26 protein-coding genes are annotated in these 20,200 nt (G+C 37.6%); 19 read left to right on the plus strand and 7 right to left on the minus strand.

Annotated elements, in window-relative coordinates:
• The first annotated feature begins 98 nt into the window (after positions 1-98).
• The 7 genes from coxB to ACIQAA_RS21825 all read left to right on the plus strand — a co-directional run bounded on the left by coxB (position 99) and on the right by ACIQAA_RS21825 (position 6,883).
• Complete coding sequence (gene coxB / locus ACIQAA_RS21795; protein ID WP_402623613.1) at positions 99-1,157, plus strand: cytochrome c oxidase subunit II; 1,059 nt, start codon at positions 99-101, stop codon at positions 1,155-1,157.
• Between the two features lie 31 nt (positions 1,158-1,188).
• Positions 1,189-3,063, plus strand: coding sequence for a cytochrome c oxidase subunit I (ctaD, locus tag ACIQAA_RS21800; RefSeq protein WP_402623616.1), 1,875 nt, complete (start codon positions 1,189-1,191; stop codon positions 3,061-3,063).
• Positions 3,063-3,692 carry a cytochrome (ubi)quinol oxidase subunit III gene (locus ACIQAA_RS21805; RefSeq protein ID WP_402623619.1) on the plus strand — a complete coding sequence of 210 codons (630 nt, stop codon included), beginning with the start codon at positions 3,063-3,065 and terminating at the stop codon, positions 3,690-3,692. The genes ctaD and ACIQAA_RS21805 overlap by 1 nt, the downstream gene beginning before the upstream one ends.
• A gap of 4 nt (positions 3,693-3,696) precedes the next feature.
• Positions 3,697-4,032 (plus strand): cytochrome c oxidase subunit IVB, encoded by a 336-nt coding sequence (gene ctaF / locus ACIQAA_RS21810; RefSeq protein ID WP_402623621.1) that lies wholly within the window; start codon positions 3,697-3,699, stop codon positions 4,030-4,032.
• A 128-nt stretch (positions 4,033-4,160) separates the two neighbouring features.
• Complete coding sequence (gene ctaG / locus ACIQAA_RS21815; RefSeq protein WP_402623624.1) at positions 4,161-5,066, plus strand: cytochrome c oxidase assembly factor CtaG; 906 nt, start codon at positions 4,161-4,163, stop codon at positions 5,064-5,066.
• Positions 5,067-5,160: 94 nt separating this feature from the next.
• A complete protein-coding gene (locus ACIQAA_RS21820) occupies positions 5,161-5,625 on the plus strand; it encodes a DUF420 domain-containing protein (RefSeq protein ID WP_402623627.1) in 465 nt (154 codons plus the stop codon).
• A gap of 85 nt (positions 5,626-5,710) precedes the next feature.
• Positions 5,711-6,883, plus strand: a complete 1,173-nt coding sequence (locus ACIQAA_RS21825; RefSeq protein WP_402623630.1) for a GNAT family N-acetyltransferase — start codon at positions 5,711-5,713, stop codon at positions 6,881-6,883.
• A gap of 39 nt (positions 6,884-6,922) precedes the next feature.
• Here ACIQAA_RS21825 and ACIQAA_RS21830 read toward each other — a convergent pair whose 3' ends face one another.
• Complete coding sequence (locus ACIQAA_RS21830; RefSeq protein ID WP_306072575.1) at positions 6,923-7,282, minus strand: YugN family protein; 360 nt, start codon at positions 7,280-7,282, stop codon at positions 6,923-6,925.
• Positions 7,283-7,470: 188 nt separating this feature from the next.
• Between ACIQAA_RS21830 and ACIQAA_RS21835 the strand changes: the two genes are divergently transcribed.
• Positions 7,471-7,905 carry a CBS domain-containing protein gene (locus ACIQAA_RS21835; protein WP_402623634.1) on the plus strand — a complete coding sequence of 145 codons (435 nt, stop codon included), beginning with the start codon at positions 7,471-7,473 and terminating at the stop codon, positions 7,903-7,905.
• Between the two features lie 389 nt (positions 7,906-8,294).
• The gene (locus ACIQAA_RS21840; RefSeq protein ID WP_402623637.1) at positions 8,295-9,329 is read left to right on the plus strand and encodes a CAP domain-containing protein; all 1,035 of its coding nucleotides are present in this window, start codon (positions 8,295-8,297) and stop codon (positions 9,327-9,329) included.
• 35 nt (positions 9,330-9,364) lie between these two features.
• Here the strand turns inward: ACIQAA_RS21840 and ACIQAA_RS21845 are convergent, their stop codons facing one another.
• Complete coding sequence (locus tag ACIQAA_RS21845) at positions 9,365-9,733, minus strand: hypothetical protein (RefSeq protein WP_402623640.1); 369 nt, start codon at positions 9,731-9,733, stop codon at positions 9,365-9,367.
• 17 nt (positions 9,734-9,750) lie between these two features.
• The gene (locus ACIQAA_RS21850; RefSeq protein ID WP_402623643.1) at positions 9,751-10,239 is read right to left on the minus strand and encodes a PaaI family thioesterase; all 489 of its coding nucleotides are present in this window, start codon (positions 10,237-10,239) and stop codon (positions 9,751-9,753) included.
• Between the two features lie 139 nt (positions 10,240-10,378).
• On the opposite strand from ACIQAA_RS21850, the gene ylbD reads away from it, so the two are divergent.
• The 4 genes from ylbD (at position 10,379) to ACIQAA_RS21870 (ending at position 12,023) form a co-directional block, all read left to right on the plus strand.
• Positions 10,379-10,774 carry a YlbD family protein gene (ylbD, locus tag ACIQAA_RS21855; RefSeq protein ID WP_402623645.1) on the plus strand — a complete coding sequence of 132 codons (396 nt, stop codon included), beginning with the start codon at positions 10,379-10,381 and terminating at the stop codon, positions 10,772-10,774.
• Positions 10,775-10,791: 17 nt separating this feature from the next.
• Positions 10,792-11,031, plus strand: a complete 240-nt coding sequence (locus ACIQAA_RS21860) for a YlbE-like family protein (RefSeq protein WP_402623648.1) — start codon at positions 10,792-10,794, stop codon at positions 11,029-11,031.
• A gap of 101 nt (positions 11,032-11,132) precedes the next feature.
• Positions 11,133-11,519: a hypothetical protein gene (locus ACIQAA_RS21865; RefSeq protein ID WP_402623651.1), complete on the plus strand. Its 387-nt coding sequence runs from the start codon at positions 11,133-11,135 to the stop codon at positions 11,517-11,519.
• Positions 11,520-11,579: 60 nt separating this feature from the next.
• Entirely contained in the window at positions 11,580-12,023 is a 444-nt protein-coding gene (locus ACIQAA_RS21870; RefSeq protein ID WP_402623654.1) for a YlbF/YmcA family competence regulator, read from the plus strand.
• A gap of 35 nt (positions 12,024-12,058) precedes the next feature.
• Here the strand turns inward: ACIQAA_RS21870 and ACIQAA_RS21875 are convergent, their stop codons facing one another.
• The gene (locus ACIQAA_RS21875) at positions 12,059-12,379 is read right to left on the minus strand and encodes a hypothetical protein (RefSeq protein WP_402623657.1); all 321 of its coding nucleotides are present in this window, start codon (positions 12,377-12,379) and stop codon (positions 12,059-12,061) included.
• Between the two features lie 127 nt (positions 12,380-12,506).
• Here ACIQAA_RS21875 and ACIQAA_RS21880 point away from each other — a divergent pair, with 127 nt between their 5' ends.
• The gene (locus ACIQAA_RS21880) at positions 12,507-12,782 is read left to right on the plus strand and encodes a YlbG family protein (RefSeq protein WP_045515404.1); all 276 of its coding nucleotides are present in this window, start codon (positions 12,507-12,509) and stop codon (positions 12,780-12,782) included.
• 38 nt (positions 12,783-12,820) lie between these two features.
• Here the strand turns inward: ACIQAA_RS21880 and ACIQAA_RS21885 are convergent, their stop codons facing one another.
• Positions 12,821-13,210 carry a DUF7147 family protein gene (locus ACIQAA_RS21885; RefSeq protein ID WP_402623660.1) on the minus strand — a complete coding sequence of 130 codons (390 nt, stop codon included), beginning with the start codon at positions 13,208-13,210 and terminating at the stop codon, positions 12,821-12,823.
• A gap of 366 nt (positions 13,211-13,576) precedes the next feature.
• Here ACIQAA_RS21885 and rsmD point away from each other — a divergent pair, with 366 nt between their 5' ends.
• Together rsmD and coaD are read left to right on the plus strand one after the other, a co-directional pair.
• A complete protein-coding gene (gene rsmD / locus ACIQAA_RS21890; RefSeq protein WP_402623663.1) occupies positions 13,577-14,137 on the plus strand; it encodes a 16S rRNA (guanine(966)-N(2))-methyltransferase RsmD in 561 nt (186 codons plus the stop codon).
• 14 nt (positions 14,138-14,151) lie between these two features.
• Complete coding sequence (gene coaD / locus ACIQAA_RS21895; protein ID WP_402623666.1) at positions 14,152-14,634, plus strand: pantetheine-phosphate adenylyltransferase; 483 nt, start codon at positions 14,152-14,154, stop codon at positions 14,632-14,634.
• A 37-nt stretch (positions 14,635-14,671) separates the two neighbouring features.
• Here the strand turns inward: coaD and ylbJ are convergent, their stop codons facing one another.
• Positions 14,672-15,889 carry a sporulation integral membrane protein YlbJ gene (gene ylbJ / locus ACIQAA_RS21900; protein WP_402623669.1) on the minus strand — a complete coding sequence of 406 codons (1,218 nt, stop codon included), beginning with the start codon at positions 15,887-15,889 and terminating at the stop codon, positions 14,672-14,674.
• A 212-nt stretch (positions 15,890-16,101) separates the two neighbouring features.
• Here ylbJ and ACIQAA_RS21905 point away from each other — a divergent pair, with 212 nt between their 5' ends.
• Positions 16,102-16,890 carry a patatin-like phospholipase family protein gene (locus ACIQAA_RS21905; RefSeq protein WP_402623672.1) on the plus strand — a complete coding sequence of 263 codons (789 nt, stop codon included), beginning with the start codon at positions 16,102-16,104 and terminating at the stop codon, positions 16,888-16,890.
• A complete protein-coding gene (locus ACIQAA_RS21910; protein ID WP_402623675.1) occupies positions 16,887-17,906 on the plus strand; it encodes a SepM family pheromone-processing serine protease in 1,020 nt (339 codons plus the stop codon). Before ACIQAA_RS21905 ends, ACIQAA_RS21910 begins: the two co-directional genes overlap by 4 nt.
• 282 nt (positions 17,907-18,188) lie before the next feature.
• Here ACIQAA_RS21910 and ACIQAA_RS21915 read toward each other — a convergent pair whose 3' ends face one another.
• Entirely contained in the window at positions 18,189-19,406 is a 1,218-nt protein-coding gene (locus ACIQAA_RS21915) for a nucleotidyltransferase (RefSeq protein WP_402623678.1), read from the minus strand.
• A gap of 260 nt (positions 19,407-19,666) precedes the next feature.
• On the opposite strand from ACIQAA_RS21915, the gene ACIQAA_RS21920 reads away from it, so the two are divergent.
• Positions 19,667-20,194, plus strand: coding sequence for a YceD family protein (locus ACIQAA_RS21920; protein WP_402623681.1), 528 nt, complete (start codon positions 19,667-19,669; stop codon positions 20,192-20,194).
• Positions 20,195-20,200 lie beyond the last annotated feature (6 nt).

Here is a 20,200-nt window from a genome sequence, read left to right on the forward strand (position 1 = left end):
TGTTTCTTTTAACGTTTAAGAAGGAATTATACTACATACTTTTTTGATCACAGATAATTTAAAGAAATCATTTAGCGAAAGAGGGGTATGATTTAGCTATGAAAAGGCTTGCAAAATGGCGTTTAATCTCGATATTTGCGATTCTTTCGCTTATCCTTTCAGGATGTGGCGAACCGTTCCTATCGACGTTAAGGCCTGCTGGTGAAGTTGCAGACATTCAATATGATCTGATGAAACTAAGTACATTAATTATGGTAGGGGTTATCGCAGTTGTTATGGTAATCTTCGTTATCGTTTTGATTAAGTTCAGACGTAAAGATGAGAAGATACCAAAACAAGTAGAAGGAAGTCACAAACTAGAAATTATTTGGACAGTTATACCTATTTTATTACTATTGCTTTTAGCGGTTCCAACGGTTTCTGCTACATTTAAATTAGCAGATGTATCACCAATGGACAAGAAAGATTCTGATGCATTGGTTATCAATGTACGTTCGAATTTATACTGGTGGGAATTTGAATATCCTGGCCAAGGAATTGTTACTGGTCAAGATTTAGTAGTTCCAACAGATGAAAAGGTATATTTTAATTTGATATCTTCTGATGTTAAACACTCTTTCTGGGTTCCAGCAGTAGGCGGTAAGCTTGATACGAATACCGAGAATGTTAATAAATTCTGGTTAGAGTTCGATAGCGCGAAGGCAGAAGAGGCTGGCGATTTATTTTACGGTAAATGTGCTGAGCTTTGCGGACCTTCACATGCTTTAATGGATTTTAAAGTAAAAACATTAAGCCGGGATGACTTTGACAACTGGGTTGCTGATATGAAGGAAGTTAAAGAACCTGCAAAAGCTGATACAGCATTGGCTCAGCAAGGTCAAGAAATCTTCAATCAAAGCTGTATTAGCTGTCATGCTGTAACACCAGGAAATACAACACCTCCTGAAGCACGGTTAGCTCCTAACTTAACAAACTTCGGAGAACGCTCTCGTATTGCAGGTGTATTAGACCATAATGAAGAAGAATTAAAGAATTGGCTGCGCACACCTGAAAAATACAAGCCAGGTAATTTAATGACAGATAAATATCCACAATTAAGTGAAGAACAGCTCGATGCTTTAACAGCATATTTAATGGGATTAAAAGTTCAGGAATAATAGGGGAATTGGTAGAAAGGGAGGTAAAATTGTGAGTACCTACGCACAAAAAAAGGGATTTGGTGCGACTATATGGGACTTTCTAACGACTGTTGACCATAAAAAGATCGCCATCCTATATCTTATTGCAGGTGGATTATTCTTTGTAGTAGGCGGACTTGAGGCAGTATTTATCCGCATCCAGCTTGCAGTACCAAATAATGATTTTGTAAGTGCCGGATTGTTTAATGAAATTATTACCATGCATGGAACAACGATGATATTCCTTGCAGCAATGCCGCTTATTTTTGCTTTTATGAATGCCGTTATGCCATTACAAATCGGCGCACGTGACGTGGCGTTTCCATTTGTTAACGCATTAGGATTTTGGTTATTCTTCTTCGGAGGAGTATTCCTAAATCTTTCATGGTTTTTTGACGGTGCGCCTGATGCTGGTTGGACGTCATATGCATCTCTTGCAATGGCCTCAAAGGGTCACGGTATAGATTTCTATGTTTTAGGATTACAGATTTCAGGTATAGGAACACTAATTGGTGGTATCAACTTCCTTGTTACGATTATTAATATGCGTGCACCTGGAATGACTTATATGAGAATGCCATTATTCACTTGGACAACATTTGTCACGTCAGCACTAATTTTATTTGCTTTTCCTCCATTGACAGTTGGTCTTGTCTTAATGATGTTTGACCGTATGTTTGGATCTAATTTCTTTGTTACAACTATGGGTGGTAACACAGTTATTTGGGAACATTTATTCTGGATTTTTGGTCACCCAGAAGTATACATTTTGGTACTTCCGGCTTTCGGAATTTTCTCGGAAATATTCCCGATTTTTTCAAGAAAACGTTTATTTGGATATTCTTCAATGGTTTTTGCGACGGTATTAATTGGTTTCTTAGGATTCATGGTTTGGGCACACCATATGTTTACAACAGGTTTAGGACCTATTGCCAATGCGATTTTCGCTGTTGCTACAATGGCAATTGGTGTACCAACTGGTATAAAAATTTTCAACTGGCTTTTAACCGTTTGGGGAGGCAGTGTTAAATTTACAACTCCAATGTATTGGGCCATGGCATTTATTCCTACGTTTCTTGCCGGTGGGGTAACAGGAGTAATGCTTGCAGCAGCAGCAGCGGACTATCAGTACCATGATACTTATTTCGTTGTAGCACACTTCCACTACGTAATTGTTGGCGGTGTTGTCTTTGCAATCTTTGCCGGTACCCACCTTTATTGGCCAAAAATGTTTGGAACGATGCTTAATGAAACACTAGGTAAGATTACTTTCTGGTTGTTTTTCATCGGTTTCCATATGACATTCTTTATTCAACATTTTCTTGGTCTTTGGGGTATGCCGCGTCGTGTATTCACTTACCTGCCAGGCCAGGGGTTTGAAGCCTCTAACCTAATTAGTTCATTAGGTGCAGTCTTTATGTCATTAGGTGTTTTGGTCCTTTTATACAATATCATAATGACATCAGTGAAAAACGAACGTGTAGGTAATGACCCATGGGGAGATGGAAGAACACTAGAGTGGTCACTTCCTTCACCGCCGCCATTTTATAACTTTAAACAGCTTCCACTAGTACGTGGTTTAGATGCTTACTGGTTAGAAAAGATTGAAGGTAAAAAAGGAATGACTCCAGCTGAGCCGCTAGGTGACATTCACATGCCTAACGCATCATTCTTGCCATTTGTGATGGCTTTCGGATTATTCGTAGCCGCATTTGGTGCATTGTTTAACATGGATGATAAAGCATGGTCTGTACCAGTAATTATTATTGGTCTATTGATTACCTTTGGAGCTATGTTCTTACGTTCTGTGAAGGATGACCATGGTTTCCATATTCATAAAGAAGAATTAATGGAAGATGATAATGATAAGGGGGTTAAGGCATAATGCAAGCAGAAGAAAAATTAACATATGAAACATGGCCTGCTGAGCCTGAAAAATCAACCCTTGAAGCAAAAAATAAGTTTTTAGGCTTTTGGTTCTTCTTAGGTGGAGAGACTGTACTATTCGCCTCTCTCTTTGCTACCTATCTTGCTTTAAAGGATAAAGTACCTGATACAACGCATCATTTAGCCAAGGATATATTCGAACTGCCGCTTACATTTGTAGCTACTATGCTACTATTAACAAGCTCATTAACAAGTGTTTATGCGATGTATCATATGAAAAACTTTAATGCTAAAAAAATGAATCTTTGGTTAGTCATTACTTTGCTTTTGGGTGCGGCTTTCCTTGTATTAGAGATATATGAGTTTAATCATTATGTTCATGAGTATCATCATACTTTTACTAGTAGTGCGTTTGGTTCTGCGTTCTACACACTAGTTGGTTTCCATGGAGGTCACGTTGCATTTGGTCTGTTATGGATCACTACATTAATTGTACGCAATGCAAAACGTGGCTTGGACCTATACAATGCTCCTAAATTTTACGTTGCAAGTCTTTATTGGCACTTCATTGACGTAGTTTGGGTGTTCATCTTTACAGTAGTATATTTAATGGGGATGGTGGGATAAACTGATGGCAAATCCACAATTAAATTCAGGTAACCCAAGAGTTGACATTGAATATCGCCGCAAAAAAAGTGCTGAAGAAATGAGACATCAAGTCGTTTCATTCGCCTTGATGATCTTTTTAACATTAATTGCTTTTGCAGCAGTTGCCATGAAAGGATTTTCGGCTTGGTTTATCGTGCCGTTTATACTTCTCTTGGCTGTCGTTCAAGTGATTTTTCAGCTATACTATTTCATGCATATGAGCCATAAAGGCCACGAAGCTCCATCCATGTTTCTCTATTCAGGAGTCCTTGTTGGTGCTGTAACCATTTTGGCTTTCACAACCATTATTTGGTGGTAATATTTTTAAGAAAATCGGCTTTATGCCGATTTTCTTTTTATAGGGAAATAATTCATTTCTTTGCTTCTTGATTTTGCTTACGTATATAATAGAACTATGATATAACTACTATTTAGAGGTGATATGCGGTGCTTACATTAGATATTTTTGGCTTTAAAGCACTTTGGAGCCCGTACTTCCTATTAGGTTTACTAGCACTTATAGCTGTATATTTTTTGATTACAGTTACGTTTCGAAGCAAATTTGTTGATAGTGAACCACTGACAAAAAAACAGGCTGGGTTGTTTTTGCTCTCTATTTCACTTATTTATGCAATTAAGGGTTCCCCGCTGGATTTAATGGCTCATTTAATGTTCTACGTCCACATGATTTCAATGGCGTTATTAGTTCTTGTGGTACCACCAATCTTTATATTTGGTATTCCTGTATGGATATGGAGAAAGATTTTCAAGATTAGCTGGGTTCATACATTATTTAAGTTTTCTACAAAACCGCTTATTGCGTTAATTATTTTTAACGGCTTATTTTCTTTTTACCATATTCCAATGATTTTTGACCGGGTTATGCAAAGTTTCTGGTTACATGCTGGTTATTCGCTTCTTTTGTTTATCGTCGCGATATTCATGTGGTGGCCGCTCATTAACCCTGTACCAGAACATCAAAGATTAAGCGGTCTTAAGAAAGTGGGTTACATCTTTGCAGACGGTATTTTAATTACTCCTGCTTGTGCCTTAATTATTTTTGCTCCTGGTTCTATCTATGCAACCTATTCTGATCCAGAAGTATGGGCTCAGGTGATGAGTCTATGTGTTGGTCCGGCAACATTTGCAGGTTTAAACATTAGCGGCCCAGAATTATTTAGTTCGATGTCATTACTACATGATCAACAGCTTGGCGGTGTCCTTATGAAAATCATTCAGGAAATCGTCTATGGCATTATCTTAGGACATGTTTTCTTTGAATGGTACCGCAAGGATCAAGCAGACAGCGAAAAAGAATTAAAGCAGACTTTAAAGCCCTCTCTGATCGAATAATCTCCCATATCACTGGGAGATTTTCTTTTTATTGAAAAAAAGGGGTAACTAAACTAAAATTATTGTAGAATATATATAAAGTGAGGCTAATGCCATGAATTCCCTACCAATTTTACCAACGATCAGTACTACCTTTATCGTATTAAGTGCCATAACAGTTGCAATTGGCTGGTGGCAAATTAAACAAAGGAAAATAGAAGCGCACAAGAAGACTATGTTTACAGCGGCCATATTTGCACTAATCTTCTTTATCATTTATGCTTCAAGGACAATTTTTATTGGAAATACTGCCTTTGGCGGTCCCGATAATCTGAAAATTTACTACACTATCTTTTTAATTTTCCACATCTTTTTAGCAACCACTGGTGCTGTTTTTGGTGTTGTGACACTCTATACTGGTTATAAAAATAACTTAACGAAACATAGGAAGTTAGGTCCGGTTACAAGTGTTATATGGTTTTTTACAGCCATCACAGGGGTTGCAGTATACTTATTGTTATATGTCTTTTTTCGCGGTGGAGAAACAACCTCTGTTATTAAAGCAATTCTTGGATTTTAAAGTGTCTTTATTAGGCACTTTTTTTATTTTTATAAAGGAATTTTTACTCATTAATAGAAATAATGTAAAAGGGGAGTGATGGGATATGGAAATAAAAGAACTTAATGAAAAAGATTATTTTGAATCAATGAAGCTTTCAATGTATGCATTTCAATATAAAATACCTGAAGATAGTATTGCTTCAAGAATAGAAATGTTAAAACACCATAGAGTAATAGGAGTTTGGGAGGATGATAATCTTGCAGCCAAGCTTCATATTATTCCATTCCATATTTATATGAATGATCAAGTGTGGAAAATGGGCGGAGTTGCGGGTGTGGCAACATATCCAGAATTTAGAAGAAACGGGTATGTGAAAAGGTTAATCATGGAAGCATTAGAAAGAATGCGCAAAGAAGAGCAAATTGTTTCACTGCTCCATCCCTTTGATATTGGGTTTTATCGAAAATTTGGGTGGGAAGTATTTACGGAGAACAAGAAGCTTCTTATTGAGAAGAAGGATCTTAAGTTTCTAGAAGGACAGCCTGGATCTATTAAAAGGTATCAAAAAGATAGTCATCACCCTGATATTGAAACTGTTTATGCTCAGTCCAGTAAAAATTACATGGGTATGCTTGTACGTGATTTAACGTGGTGGAAGAACAGCATATATGGTGATGGTCAGATTGCTGTTTACTACGATAAAAGTGATGATGCAAAGGGTTATATCCTATTTGAAGTAAAAGATCGAAAAATGGACGTTCAAGAGTTTGTAGCGTTAAACAAAGAAGCGAGAATAGGATTGTGGAATTTTATTTGCCAGCACGACTCTATGGTGGATAATGTCAGCATTCTAGCTTCTAATCATGAGTTATTACCTTTTATCCTGCAGCAGCCAAAAATAAAGACTGAGGTTACTCCATACTTTATGGCACGAATTGTCGATGCAGAGCAATGTTTGCAAAAATATCAGTTTAATGATGGAAACAGCAAGGTATTCATTCACCTGGAAGATGAATATGCACCTTGGAACAATGGAAGTTATTTAATTGCAAATGGTGAATTAAAGGTATTTAAAGATAAGCAGGGAAGTAATTGTGTGCAGCCTCCGCAAAGAGGTGTAAGGATGGATATTAACTCCTTAACCGCATTAGTATTCGGTTATAAGAGGCCTGCTGAACTATTTGAATTAGGACTATTAAAAGGTCTAGAATCAGAGATTACTGCATTAGAAAAAGTTTTCCCACTTTGCAAGCCATTTTTTTATGATTTCTTTTAAAAGAAAGAGCGCATGAATGTTATTCATGCGCCTGTTTGCTTACAAAGCAAATTTTTCTACTTCGTTTTTTACATCATCAAGAATTTTCTTGCATTGGTTAACAAGTGATGTTGGGAAGTTTTCCCCTTCACCATATTCTACTCCATGAGGATAATAATGTTTTCCTAACAATGGCGTTAATAACTGAATAACTGCCTTATTGGTATCAACATCCCCTTCAACCGCATAACCGCGAACACGTAAGTAAAATACGCCTTCTTTTAATTCAAATTTACGGTCATATGTAACACGCTCGTAATCCCACTGACCTTCACGGACTAAACCGTAATCAAGCATTACATCATCTAAACGGTTTAAATCAGCTTTTAGCTTGTCTAAGCCAGTATTCTCGAATTTCATATCGTAGTCCCTCCTAGAAACATGCCTAACCCCTTTGTTATTTACATAGCAGGATAGCAAATTAATTCAATTTAATAATAGTTGAAAATGTTTAAAGTTGCAATGAATACATCATCGAATAAATCACTCCTTTTTGGTAAACATAAGTAAATGGTAAGAATAATTTATCTGCAATTGGGGGCGAAGAATTGGAAAAGATTCGTGATATTATGACAGACCAAGTTGAGTGTTGTACTTTGTTGGATAATGTATTTGAAGTTGCAGTAAAAATGAAAGAATTAAATGTTGGAGCCATTCCTATTGTTGATAAGGATAAACTTGTGGGAATGATTACCGACCGTGATATTGTTGTAAGAGGGGTTGCGGAAAAACATCCGGGTTCAACAAAAGTAGAGGACATTATGAGTGACAAACTTATTACAATCTCTGCTGATGCCACAACGAAAGAAGCAGCAAACTTAATGGCAGAACATCAAATCAGACGACTTCCAGTAGTAGAAGGGGATAAGTTAATTGGAATCGTTTCCCTAGGTGATTTTGCGATAAGAAAAATGACGGATGATCAAGCAAAAGAGGCTCTTAGTGAAATCTCAGAACAAAATTATAATGGAGTACAGCATTAAGTAAAAAACAGATACATCAATTGGTGTATCTGTTTTTTTCATAAGCTGAGTTAAAGCTAAATATTGATTTGCACCCTGTTGATTGGAGCGGAAGGCACGAAGACTCCTGCGGGAGTACGGGGCTGGGGAGACCCCGCAGGCGCTTAAGCGCCGAGGAGGCTCCCCGTCACGCCCGCGGAAAGCGAAGTGCCTGGAGTGGAAATCAACAGGCCTATTTAACACAGCTTTACATAAATATTATTTTTCTGATAAGTTTAATATTCTCTATTACTAACAAAGATAATGGTGATATAATTAAAAAAAGCAATACATATAATCAAGAAAAGTAATAGAGAGGGTGAATACATCTGCGTACTCTCTTCAGAATCCTCATCCTAGCGTCTATTTTTGTGACCATTGGTTTTTATGCGAGTATAAATGAAAATGACGACAATGAAGTTTTAATAACTGATGAACATACGTTAGAAATAAATGAATCATTATATCAAAATCAGGAAAACGGGTCTCAAGAAAAAACAACGGCTGAACGCCCAACAAGCGGCATGGGGCTGCTAATTGGTCAAGATCTTTCTTATTTAAAAAGTATATTAGGTGAACCTCAAAGAATCGATGAATCTTTATATGGCTATCAATGGTATATATATAATATAGACTACTCACGATATGTACAGGTTGGGGTAGAAAATAATAAAGTAGTGACAGTATATGCAATAGGGGAGAATGTGGATGTATCTCCATTTAAAATCGGACAGCCAATTGAGGAAATCTTTAATACTCAGTTTATTGATACAAATATTGATATTGAATATAAGGGGAACTCTTATCGATTTGAATTGAATGATACCGACTTAAATATTCGTCCTTTAATTAAATTAGGTGATGTTTTTGTCCAATTATATATTGATAAATTTACTGGAAGTCTTTCCAGTGTACGATTTTTAAATGATGAAACTTTAATTAAACAACGTCCTTACGAATTAGGATATACCGGGGAATTACTTGAGGCAGAAGAACCAACGGAAGACGTTTGGAGATTGATTGAAGAAGGGACAGAGAAGGAAATACTTGATATAACCAATGTTATGCGGCTAAGGCATAATGTTAAGACGCTGTTATGGGATCAAGAAACCTCAGAAGTTGCTTATAGCCACAGTAAGGATATGTCGGATAGCAACGACTTTTCCCATACTTCTAAGAAATTTGGCAGTCTTTCGGATAGATTAGAGGCAGCTAACGTTGCGTATAAATCTGCTGGTGAGAATATTGCCGCTAATTACCCGGATGGACCTGCAGTAGCAGAAGGCTGGTTAAATAGTAAAGGGCACCGGGAGTCCTTATTAAACGAGGAATTCACCCATCTAGGTGTTGGAGTATATCAAAAATATTATACACAAAACTTTATCCAAAAAAATGATGATCAATAGCTAATAAAGGTAAAAGGTGACAATTTGTCACCTTTTTATTTCTTATCTCTATGTACAATTTGGTATTCGTTAAAGTGGAAATGATTGCCTTCCCAGGAGCCATATATTCGTATTACCTCGCCAATCGAAAAGGTATCTAGCTCAATATTGTTTTTAAGCGGGATTATTTTTTTCGCTTTTATTAATTTCGTTTCCGTTTGAAGTGTTAATTCATATACCAGTATATATCGATGATAATAAAAGCGTTGTTTCTCTCGGTTAATACTTCTAATTTCACCAGTTAGGACGGCTTCTTTTCTTACATCAGCTGATGCCAGCCATTTACTATCATTTAATTTCATCTCTTTTCTAGTTATCCAATAGAAGTAAAGACAAATTATTGGGATTACAACCGCGGTAACCATTTTGTACCTTCTCCCGCCTATTTTTGAATGATAAAAAATGTTCCTGTTGCATGAGCTATTTTCTTACCATCTGTACGGAAAGCCTCCCCTGAAATCACAACTGTCTTGGTTCCATGATGGATGATTTCTGCTTTACAGCGGAGGATATCTCCTATCCCCGGAGCAATGTAATGAATATTTAATTGATTCGTCACAGCTCCATACCCTTCCGGAAGGATGGCATTTATTGCTGTCCCCATGGCTGTATCAAGAATCGTTGCAGTGATTCCGCCGTGTACAATACCTAATGAATTATTCCAAAGACTATTTAATGGTACGATAATTTCACACGTTTTCTTATCTCTGTCTATTTTTCTCTCAAACTGAAGCAGTCCATCAATATACTGCATGTACTTTTTATCGATCGTTTTTTCAAAACCCTCTAATAAATGTGCAAGGGCACCTAAATCCTCTTCTGACCCTTTTTCAATACATTTGCCTAATAATTGCTCTAACCTGTCTTTCATCCGTTATCCCTCTCTCGTTTCTAGTTCTGAAGACATCTTATCACTAAAAAAACAATTTTTACAGTATGTAGGATTTTCACCATTTTGGATTTAAAACATATCGTATATTAGGCATTGATTTGGGCAGGAGTGAAGAACTATGCAAAAAAATTTACATCCTTCCGTGATAAAGTTTAAAGAATTTGTGAAAAATCACCCCGATTTAATAAAGGAAGTACGAAATGGAAATACGACATGGCAGGAGTTATATGAAGATTGGTATCTGCTTGGTGAAGAAGATAATCGCTGGGAAACAATAGGGGTTAAAGCAAGTCCTAGTGTCGAAAAGGAAGATGAACAAAAGGGTGACTGGATTTCAACGATTCTAGGGACCGTACAGAAAATGGATCCTGATCAAATTCAGTATTATATCAATAGCTTAAGTCAAGCGATAGGGGCCATTCAGGGGGTAATATCCCAATTTCAAGGCAGTCAGCCTAGGCAGGCAACCCCAAAAATAGAACATAAACATCCGTTTTCATTTCGTAAAGACTAATAGAAGGGAAATTTTTCATGAGAAGAGATGTGCTTGAATATATAAATCGTCAAAAAGACCTAAAAAAATTCATTCGCGAACAGCCGCTTTGGTACCGAAAGCTTTCAAGGAATCCCTATGATTTGCAGACATTAGAAATTGCCTCACTTCACTATTATAAAAAAACAATCCCTCACCAGGTAGAAAAATTCACCAATAACGTACAAATGGCGTCGATGATGTTTTATATGCTGCAGTCCATGAAAGACCAGAGTTGAAGTTAGACCACAATGCGATGTGGTCTTTTTTACTTCAATAACAGAGTATGGAGTAAAAAAAATAAAGGAGGCGAACAATACAGTTAAAAGGAGTGATCATTTTGAAAAAGTACATAGAATTAACGATTCTATCTATATTTTTAACAGGTATCCTTTCAGGGTTCCAACAGGTAACTGTTACACCGATGGTTAGTGAGTATTCAGAAAAGGCTCCGTCGTTATATGTTCAATCCAGAACCAAAGGTAATAATGTGTTTGTAGAGTGTATTTTATCTGGAATCAGTTTTCGGCAATCCGAAGAAAATGATCGAAAGGTAGGGAAACTGGTAATTTGGCTGGATGGTAAAAGAACGAAGGAAGTAAACACAGCCGCTTTTATTATTAAAGGTCTGCCCCCTGGAGAGCATAATGTTAAGCTTGAAGTTGTTGACTTAAAAAACGTACCGTACGGAGTTTCAAAGGAATTCTTGGTAAATATCCCTAAGTGACAGTTTATTTCACTTTCAGCATACATTCATGTTAAAATGTGAATGGAGGTGTGGGCGTACATGCTTGCTACATCAGAAAGAATAGAACTTTTAGAACATGCTGAGCAATTAGCACAAATGGTAATAGAATCGGATATTGTGGAACAATATCAAATTTGTCTATATAAAATGCAAAACAGCAAGGAAACCCAAGAAAAGATTAACCGTTTTGTAAACCTTAAAGAGCTTTATGAAGAGGTGCAGCGCTTTGGTAAATACCATCCAGACTACAAAATGGTAATGAGCCAAATTCGCGAATACAAACGGGAAATGGATTTAGATCCACTTGTTGCTGAGTTCAAATTAGCAGAAAATGACCTGCAAAGTCTACTCGATGAAATTAGTATGTTCGTCGGCGGCGCTGTTTCCAAACACATAAAAGTGCCTTCAGGAAATCCATTTTTTGATACAGGTTCTCATGGTTCAGGCTGTGGCGGCGGCGGGAGCTGCAGCTGCTCCGCCTAAAGTAATCGGCTTAATGTTATATTAAGCCGATTTTCTTATCGTTTTAACCGTGTACAATTTACACATAAGTTCCCGCAGCAGAACATTTTTTCTTGTGGTACATAAAACCGGTGACGATACACATATAGTAAGTCCTCCTGTCGTACAAATATTGTTTCGCTGTGCAATCGGCTGCCTTTTATTGCTGCAGCAGAGCATTTTTGAATGATTGCCTCAAGAGTCAGCTGAGATAATTCAGGGGCAGTGCTAATATATAAAAATGGAATTCCTGCTATTTTTCTCCAATAAGCACTCGTAATACCCTTATTTACGTTAAGTTTCTTAATAAACTGCTGCCAAATGGGCTCTAAATCCATATGAATCACCATTTTCCATTGGTGTTTTCGTTTTCTTAAGACATCATCAGTAAAGTTTGAATTGAAAAAGAGTGTTTTACTATGCTAGACTTATTAAAATGATGGTTTATTGAAGGGGAAAATAAGTATGTTCGTACAAAGACAAGGATTGGTTATTTGGCTCTATTCCTTAAAGCAGGCTAAGATGTTAAGACGTTTTGGGAATGTTCATTACGTTTCGAAGAAATTAAAGTATGTTGTACTTTATTGTAATCAAGATGAACTAGAAGTGATTATGGAAAAAATAAATTCCTTTTCATTTGTTAAGAAAGTAGAACCGTCATATAAACCTTTCTTAAAGATGGAATTTGAAAATGCAGCACCAGATAAAGCGAAAGAATATGATTATAAGATGGGTATTTAATAAAAAAGCGGAAGTGCCGATAGGCGCTTCCGCTTTTCTCAATGGAGAGGCTTAATATAATGATTTAATCTTAAAATTGCGATTAGGTGCTGATAGTATAGTTCTTTTTCATGGAAGATGGAAGAAGGTTTAACAGATAGTTGAATAATCTGCTTGCCAAGTTCCTCTGCAGTCTGTTGGAACAAATCATATCTTTTATTTGGTGTGAAGTTCGGATTCGGGATCCCTTCACGGCAGATATAAAGCGCTTGGAATTTACCAGGATCTGTGAGCTGCATTACGACTGCTAAAGAGGTCACCTGCTTTTCATTCTTTACAGTGTGGAATGCCATCATATGGAGCAGCCGGTGCTGATTAGCCTTTGCTAGTTCAAGCAGCTCATATAAATCTGAATAACCCTCACCTAGTTCAATAAAGCGTTGTATCAAAGAAAACTCTCCTTTGTTTAAGAATTCATTCCCATACTTTAACATAGTTTTGGTCATAATGCTCAACTAAAAGAAAAAAACCCTGCAGAATCAAATCTGCAGGGTCCTTCTACATCCTCATAAAGGATAGAAGGCAAAGGGAGAGGAGAAACCGGAGGAAGAACTTATGGGGAAACGTAAGTCTTCTCCGCGGTTGGCAACAACATCCTCGAATTGATGTTGTTAGTAACATTATCTCCACAACTTACAAGCTTATACGTATTTTAAAATAATTTTTCAGAAATAATCCAACAAGTTGGCTAGTCTATTCAATTGTGATAGGATATTCTTAAAAATAGAATACTGGAAAAATTGTGGTGATAACTATTGAGAGTTGTTTCAGGCGTTTGTAAAGGAAGACCATTAAAAGCTGTGCCAGGAAATACAACGAGACCGACAACGGATAAAGTAAAGGAAGCCTTATTTAATATGATTGGACCCTATTTTGACGGCGGAGCAGGATTGGATCTCTTTGCCGGTAGCGGCGGGTTAGGGCTGGAAGCGTTAAGCAGAGGTTTAGATAAAGTGATTTTTGTGGATCGGGATGCGAAGGCAATTCAAACGATTCATGAGAATATCCAAGCATGTAAGATGGAGGAAAAGGCAGAAGTTTATCGAAATGATGCAGACAGAGCATTAAAAGCCCTCATTAAAAGGGAAATTCAGTTTAATTACATATTTTTAGACCCGCCGTATAAAAAGCAGCAGCTGCTCAGTTTAATGGAAAAAATATCAGACCATAAGTTGGTAACAAACGGGGGGTACATTATCTGCGAACACAGTCATGATGTAGAATTGCCAGAAAGTGCAGGGGGATTTTCACAATATAAGCATGAAAAATATGGAATCATTGCGATAACCATTTATTCGCGATTTAGTGAGGATTAAGGGGGGAGTCTTTAGTGGCTAGTATTGCGGTTTGTCCTGGGAGTTTCGATCCAATCACGTATGGACATTTAGATATCATCAGAAGAGGCGCAAAAGTATTTGATAAGGTTTATGTAAGCGTTATGAATAATTCATCAAAAAATCCGCTATTTAGTGTTGAGGAGCGGATAAATCTTATAAAAGAAGTGACAAAGGATCTTCCCACTGTTACGGTGGATGAACATTCTGGACTCCTTGTTGATTATGCTAAGTCTGTTAAGGCGAATGCCATTATTCGAGGCTTACGTGCGGTTTCAGACTTTGAATATGAAATGCAGATAACATCAATGAACAGAGTACTGAATGACGAAATTGAAACCTTCTTTATCATGACAAACAGTCAATATTCATTCTTAAGTTCTAGTATTGTTAAAGAAGTATCAAAGTACAATGGCAATATTTCAGAGCTTGTGCCGCCAATTGTCGAAGCAGCATTAAACAAGAAATTTAATCGCTAAAAGTAAAAAAGCCTTGCTGCCAAGGCTTTTTTTTATGTTAATAACTTTTCCGTAATCGACTATACAGTATGAATACATATATCATTAGTGAAATAATCGTTATTAGTGGACCTGCTTCTGTTAATTTCTGAAAATAGATTTGCGGCCATGTACCCTCACCAAAAAGGTTAACGGGGATTGCATTAGATGGCTGTTCTGTTTGATAAAACCGGACATAAATTGGTTTCCATAAGAGCAAAGCAAAGAAGCTGGCAAATATCCCCTGGGCAATTCTTGCGAAAAAGAACGGTTTAAATCGGATGTCAGTCTGAGCCAAAATACTTGCAACCTGCGCTTGAACACTAAACCCGCTAAATCCTAGGATAAAGCTCGTAACAATCGCTTGCTGAAGCAATGTAGCGTCTCCAACCCGGCTTGTTAAATCGCTCCCAAGCGTAATTTCGAATAAACCGGAAATAAATGGAATGCTGAGCATGTCAGGGAGTGAAAGGGCGGAAAAGAGAATATCCAAGCCTCTTGCAAGTGCAGCAGTAATATGTAGATGAAACAGCAGCTTGTTGATTACTGAAAATAAAATAATGAATCCGCCAACCATTAGCAAGGTTTGAATAGAAGAATTTACCGCATCGCCAAGAAGCTTGCCAATTGGCCGCTTGTCTTTTATTCTTGTTTGATGCAATGCAGAAAAGGCCGACTTTAGAATAAATTTATCTTGCTTGTCCTTCTTTTTATCAGGGGTTTCATTCCCATAAAACCGCATTATTAGCCCAACACAAATATTCCCTAAATAATGGGCCAATGCTAAAATGACTCCTAATTGCGGGTTGTGGAAAAAACCAACCGCTACAGCACCGAAGATAAATAAGGGGTTAGAGGAGTTAGTGAAGGAAGCAAGCCTTTCTGCTTCAATTTGTGTCAGCTGACCTTCCTGACGAAGTCTTGCGGATAGCTTAGCTCCTGCAGGAAATCCAGAAGCCATTCCCATTGCCCAAACAAACCCTCCCACCCCAGGAACTCTGAAAAGTGGTCTCATGAGCGGCTCTAATAACACTCCGATAAACTTGACTACTCCAAAACCAATTAACATTTCGGAAACGATAAAAAACGGCAGTAAGGAAGGAAAAACTATTTCCCACCACATATTAAGTCCACGGAGGGATGCTTCAAAGGACTCCTTCGGATAGGCTATCATGGAACCAGCTAAAATAATCACAGATATAGATAGAAAGATTGTTTTTAATTTTGAATAAAACAATGAATATCCTCCTTTCCGAGGGTTTTGTTATACTGTATAAATAAAAAATGTTAAAATAAGGATTACTCACTGTTTATCGATTCGACCTGTCCCCATATAACACAAATATACTCATAGAACGCTAATTTAGACCATAAGATTGAACGAGATTTCTCCTAACAGATTGTTTAGCGTCATAATGCTTTTAAAGCTTATGAAAAGGAGGGAACCGTATGGAGGGTCCTAAAATAGGATTAGCGCTAGGTTCCGGCGGAGCACGGGGGTTTGCCCATTTAGGGGTCATTAAAGTATTAAAGGAAGCAGGAATTCCCATTGATTTGATCGCAGGAAGCAGTATGGGAGCACTAGTCGGCAGTTTTTATGGGGCAGGTATTGAAATGGACCGTTTATATAAATTATCAACAGCATTTAAACGGAAATATTTTTTAGACTTTACCGTTCCGAAAATGGGGTTTATTGCCGGGAAACGAGTAAAGGAATTCATTAGAGTGTTTACCCATGGTAAAAATATCGAAGAACTATCCATCCCCATCGGAATTGTTGCAACCGATTTACTAACAGGTGAAAAGGTTGTTTTTAAACAAGGCCCAGTTGCCGAAGCCGTCAGAGCAAGTATAGCGATACCAGGAATTTTTGTACCTGAAAAATATAATGGAAGAATCTTAGTTGATGGCGGTGTGTCAGATAGGGTTCCCGTATCAGTGGCGAAGGAAATGGGAGCTGATATTGTAATAGCGGTGGACGTATCTAGAGTAAAGCGGAACGCCGAAATCACTTCTATATACGATGTTATTATGCAAAGTATCGATATCATGCAAACTGAAATAATTAATTATCGTGAGATTGCTTCAGATATTATGATTCGTCCGCCTGTTGAGGTATATAGCTCCCGTGCATTCACGAACATTGAAGAAATTATTGCACTAGGAGAAGAAGAAGCGAAGAAACATTTAGTTTTAATAAAAAAGGTTATAAAGGAATGGAAGGGGCAGGGCTTTTGAAAAGCAAAATATTTATAGGGTCTTCCATTGTTATTGCACTGATGATGATAGCAGGGATATTTTTTTCATTACCTTATTATGTTTCGAAACCAGGTATTGCAAAAGAATTAGCACCTATCATACAAGTTGCAGGCGGTACGGAGGGAAAGGGAAGCTATATGCTGACAACAGTGAGGATGGGAAGGGCGAATATTTATTCTTATGTTGAGGCTAAATTTTTTGATTATGTTGAACTCTACCCAGTGGAAGCCATTTTACACGAAACAGAAACACAAGATGAATATAACGCCAGACAACTGCATATGATGGCTGGTTCTAAGTTGAATGCCATTGAAGTGGCGTATAAAAAGGCAGGTTACCCTGTTGAATATGTATACAAAGGGGTTTACGTTGTTCAGGTAGTCCCTGACATGCCTGCAGAAGGAAAATTACGCGCTGGTGATCGAATTACTAAGGTAGATGGACAAGAATTTCCCTCCTCTGAAAGATTTATCGAGTACGTGGGTAAGAAAAAGGCTGGAGACCAAGTAGAATTAACGATTAACAGAGAAGATAAAACAAAAACAGTCAACGTAAGTGTCGAGCCCTTCAAGGATGACCCAAAGAAAATCGGCATCGGGATTTCTTTGGTTGACGATAAGGAAATTATTGTTGATCCTAAAGTTACGGTCAAGACGGATGAAATCGGTGGACCTTCTGCCGGTTTGATGTTTTCGCTAGAGATCTATGATCAATTAATGGAAGAGGACTTTACGAAAGGGTACAAAATCGCAGGAACAGGGACAATCGACTCAAAAGGGACGGTTGGACCAATTGGGGGAATTGATCAAAAAATCGTTGCTGCAGACAAGGCGGGAGCAGAAATCTTCTTTGCCCCGAATGAAAAAGGCAGCAAGGATTCAAACTACAACCTAGCAGTGAAAACAGCCCGTGACATTGATTCCAAAATGAAAATCGTTCCGGTTGATGTAATAGACGATGCTATTAATTATCTACAGAAATTATCTGTGAAATAAAGAAGATGGTGCCATTTTGGCACCATCTTCTTTATCATGGCTGTGTTAAAGGAGACTGATGATTTTGGAACCTGTTGATTTGTGCGGAAGGCACGAAGACTCCTCGAAAATGCTATCGCATTTTCTTCGTGCGTGGGCGGATTCAAGGAAGTAAAATCAATGTCCTGCAGGAGTACGGAGCAGGTGAGACCCCACAGGCGCTAGCGCCGAGGAGGCTCAGCGCAACGCCTGCGGAAAGCGAAGTGCCTGGAGCGTAAATCAACAGCCTAGTTTAACACAGCCTTAACCTAAATAAATCGGTGGTTGTTTATATTCCTGATGTAATAAGCTATCACTAGTTTGGTTCCCTATCCCAAAGGAATATACCCGTGAAGCCCTAATATCTAAAAAGATATCTTTTTCCTTATAGGACGATAGTTTAGAAACGAGTGGAAGAGCAAATTGGGTTTTATACTTATTCAGGTACTCTTTACCATTCTTTGTCATTCCTAACAGCCGTAAATATGAAGCGGTCTCTGGAATGCTTTTTATATCAGCCTTTTTTGTATTGGTTAGGATATGAACACATATTCTTTGCAGCCTTGTCCATGTATATCGTTTCGTTTTTACTTTTTCCATAAATTCCTTGAAATGATTGGAATCTAGTGCCGCTGCTATTAAACGGTGCTCAATTCCTTCTTCCACTTCATAAATATCTCTTAGCTCTTCTGGACTCATTTGCAGCAAGCGAAAGCGTAAATAACCCCAGTAATTTTCCCATCGGTGAAATTGTCCATATACAGCTAAATATTCTTTCAAAAGTGTGCTTGCTGCATCCGGTACATATTGATCAATCGAGCTTTTTTCTTCTTTATTGGCAAACAATGCTTTCCTTATGCTTGTGGCACTAGCGATGGTCTCTGTGGCAAAATGTTCGTCATGGTAATCAGCATTCTTTCTTTTTACCGTGAGAGGAATGATCGAACTTTTTTGCTGAATGATAGATTTTACGTAATGAAAACCAAGGATATTATTTGGTTTATCTAGACTCAATATATTTTCAGGGCTTGACAAGGATTGAAAAGACAACGATAATGCTTTAGGGTAACTAACACCTGATTTTATATTCATTTTAATACTCTGATCAAAACGTTCTTTATGTGTATCCAAATAGTCAACCGTCTGCAAGAAGGATGATATATCCCCGCTTTCACTGCCAAAGCAGAGTGAATCGCAGCCAATTGCGTCTAGAATCGAGACAGCGCCATTTGCGAATGTCTCTGCCTTTTGTGTTGCAAATCGATACGGCAGTTCAAGGACAATATCAACTCCATTTAGCAGAGCCATCTTTGTCCGATACCATTTTGAAACCAGGGCAGGTTCACCACGTTGAAGGAAATTCCCGCTCATAACGGCAATAGCTGTATCAGCTCGGGCTGTTTCCTTTGATGCTTGCAGATGATAGGCATGACCATTATGAAAAGGGTTATATTCAACAATTACACCAACAGCTTTCATCATTAAAGTTCTCCTTATATCTTTGAAAATCATCGTAATTTTTATAGTAATCGTATTATAGCAAAAATTACCATAATAAGATAATCGTTTGCGAAAATGAGCGGCTGGGATTGTAATCTGAATTTACTGGGTAAACTAATATGAAGAGGTTGTTTTTAGAAGAATAGTAAAATGAAAAATCACATTTTTAGGTGTAAAGAAAAAACATTGACAAAAATATAATCGAAGGCTATAATTACCTTTGTTGCCTTGGGGTGATTCAATTGAAATGGACATTAAGCCAATTACAAAAATATCGAAACAAGGATTTTCTGATTGATGAAACTATTCGAGCTGATGAAATAAAAGAAACGGATCCATCGATTCGTGAAGTATCTCCGATGCATATTACTGGTCGGGGGGATATTGATTCAACGAAAGTGACATTTCATTTGAAAATTGAGGGTCATTTAATCCTGCCTTGTTCTCGTACTTTAGTGGATGTCAAACTTCCGATTAATGTCGAAACAACTGAAACTTTTCTCTTACAAACATCAGAATATGATACTGAAGAGGAAGTATATCAAGTAAAAGGGGAAGTAATTGATTTAATGCCTGTCATTAGAGAAATCCTTTTACTAGAAGTACCAATGCAGGTGTTCTGTGATGATGTTAATCATGAAGATGCGGCACCGCAATCCGGTAAGGACTGGGAAGTTGTTCATGATCAAGATCAATCCAAGAAGATTGATCCAAGACTAGCAGGTCTTGCAAAGTTTTTTGACAAAAACAATTCTTCTTCCGAATCATAATCAGCA

It is taken from the genome of Neobacillus sp. NPDC093182 (assembly GCF_044754045.1).

Coding starts and splice junctions, on each gene's coding strand:
- coxB (WP_402623613.1), top strand. CDS start 99: ATGAAAAGGCTTGCAAAATGGCGTTTAATCTCGATATTTGCGATTCTT.
- ACIQAA_RS21805 (WP_402623619.1), top strand. CDS start 3,063: ATGCAAGCAGAAGAAAAATTAACATATGAAACATGGCCTGCTGAGCCT.
- ctaF (WP_402623621.1), top strand. CDS start 3,697: ATGGCAAATCCACAATTAAATTCAGGTAACCCAAGAGTTGACATTGAA.
- ACIQAA_RS21820 (WP_402623627.1), top strand. CDS start 5,161: ATGAATTCCCTACCAATTTTACCAACGATCAGTACTACCTTTATCGTA.
- ACIQAA_RS21825 (WP_402623630.1), top strand. CDS start 5,711: ATGGAAATAAAAGAACTTAATGAAAAAGATTATTTTGAATCAATGAAG.
- ACIQAA_RS21830 (WP_306072575.1), bottom strand. CDS start 7,282: ATGAAATTCGAGAATACTGGCTTAGACAAGCTAAAAGCTGATTTAAAC.
- ACIQAA_RS21845 (WP_402623640.1), bottom strand. CDS start 9,733: ATGGTTACCGCGGTTGTAATCCCAATAATTTGTCTTTACTTCTATTGG.
- ACIQAA_RS21850 (WP_402623643.1), bottom strand. CDS start 10,239: ATGAAAGACAGGTTAGAGCAATTATTAGGCAAATGTATTGAAAAAGGG.
- ylbD (WP_402623645.1), top strand. CDS start 10,379: ATGCAAAAAAATTTACATCCTTCCGTGATAAAGTTTAAAGAATTTGTG.
- ACIQAA_RS21860 (WP_402623648.1), top strand. CDS start 10,792: ATGAGAAGAGATGTGCTTGAATATATAAATCGTCAAAAAGACCTAAAA.
- ACIQAA_RS21870 (WP_402623654.1), top strand. CDS start 11,580: ATGCTTGCTACATCAGAAAGAATAGAACTTTTAGAACATGCTGAGCAA.
- ACIQAA_RS21875 (WP_402623657.1), bottom strand. CDS start 12,379: ATGGATTTAGAGCCCATTTGGCAGCAGTTTATTAAGAAACTTAACGTA.
- ACIQAA_RS21880 (WP_045515404.1), top strand. CDS start 12,507: ATGTTCGTACAAAGACAAGGATTGGTTATTTGGCTCTATTCCTTAAAG.
- ACIQAA_RS21905 (WP_402623672.1), top strand. CDS start 16,102: ATGGAGGGTCCTAAAATAGGATTAGCGCTAGGTTCCGGCGGAGCACGG.
- ACIQAA_RS21915 (WP_402623678.1), bottom strand. CDS start 19,406: ATGATGAAAGCTGTTGGTGTAATTGTTGAATATAACCCTTTTCATAAT.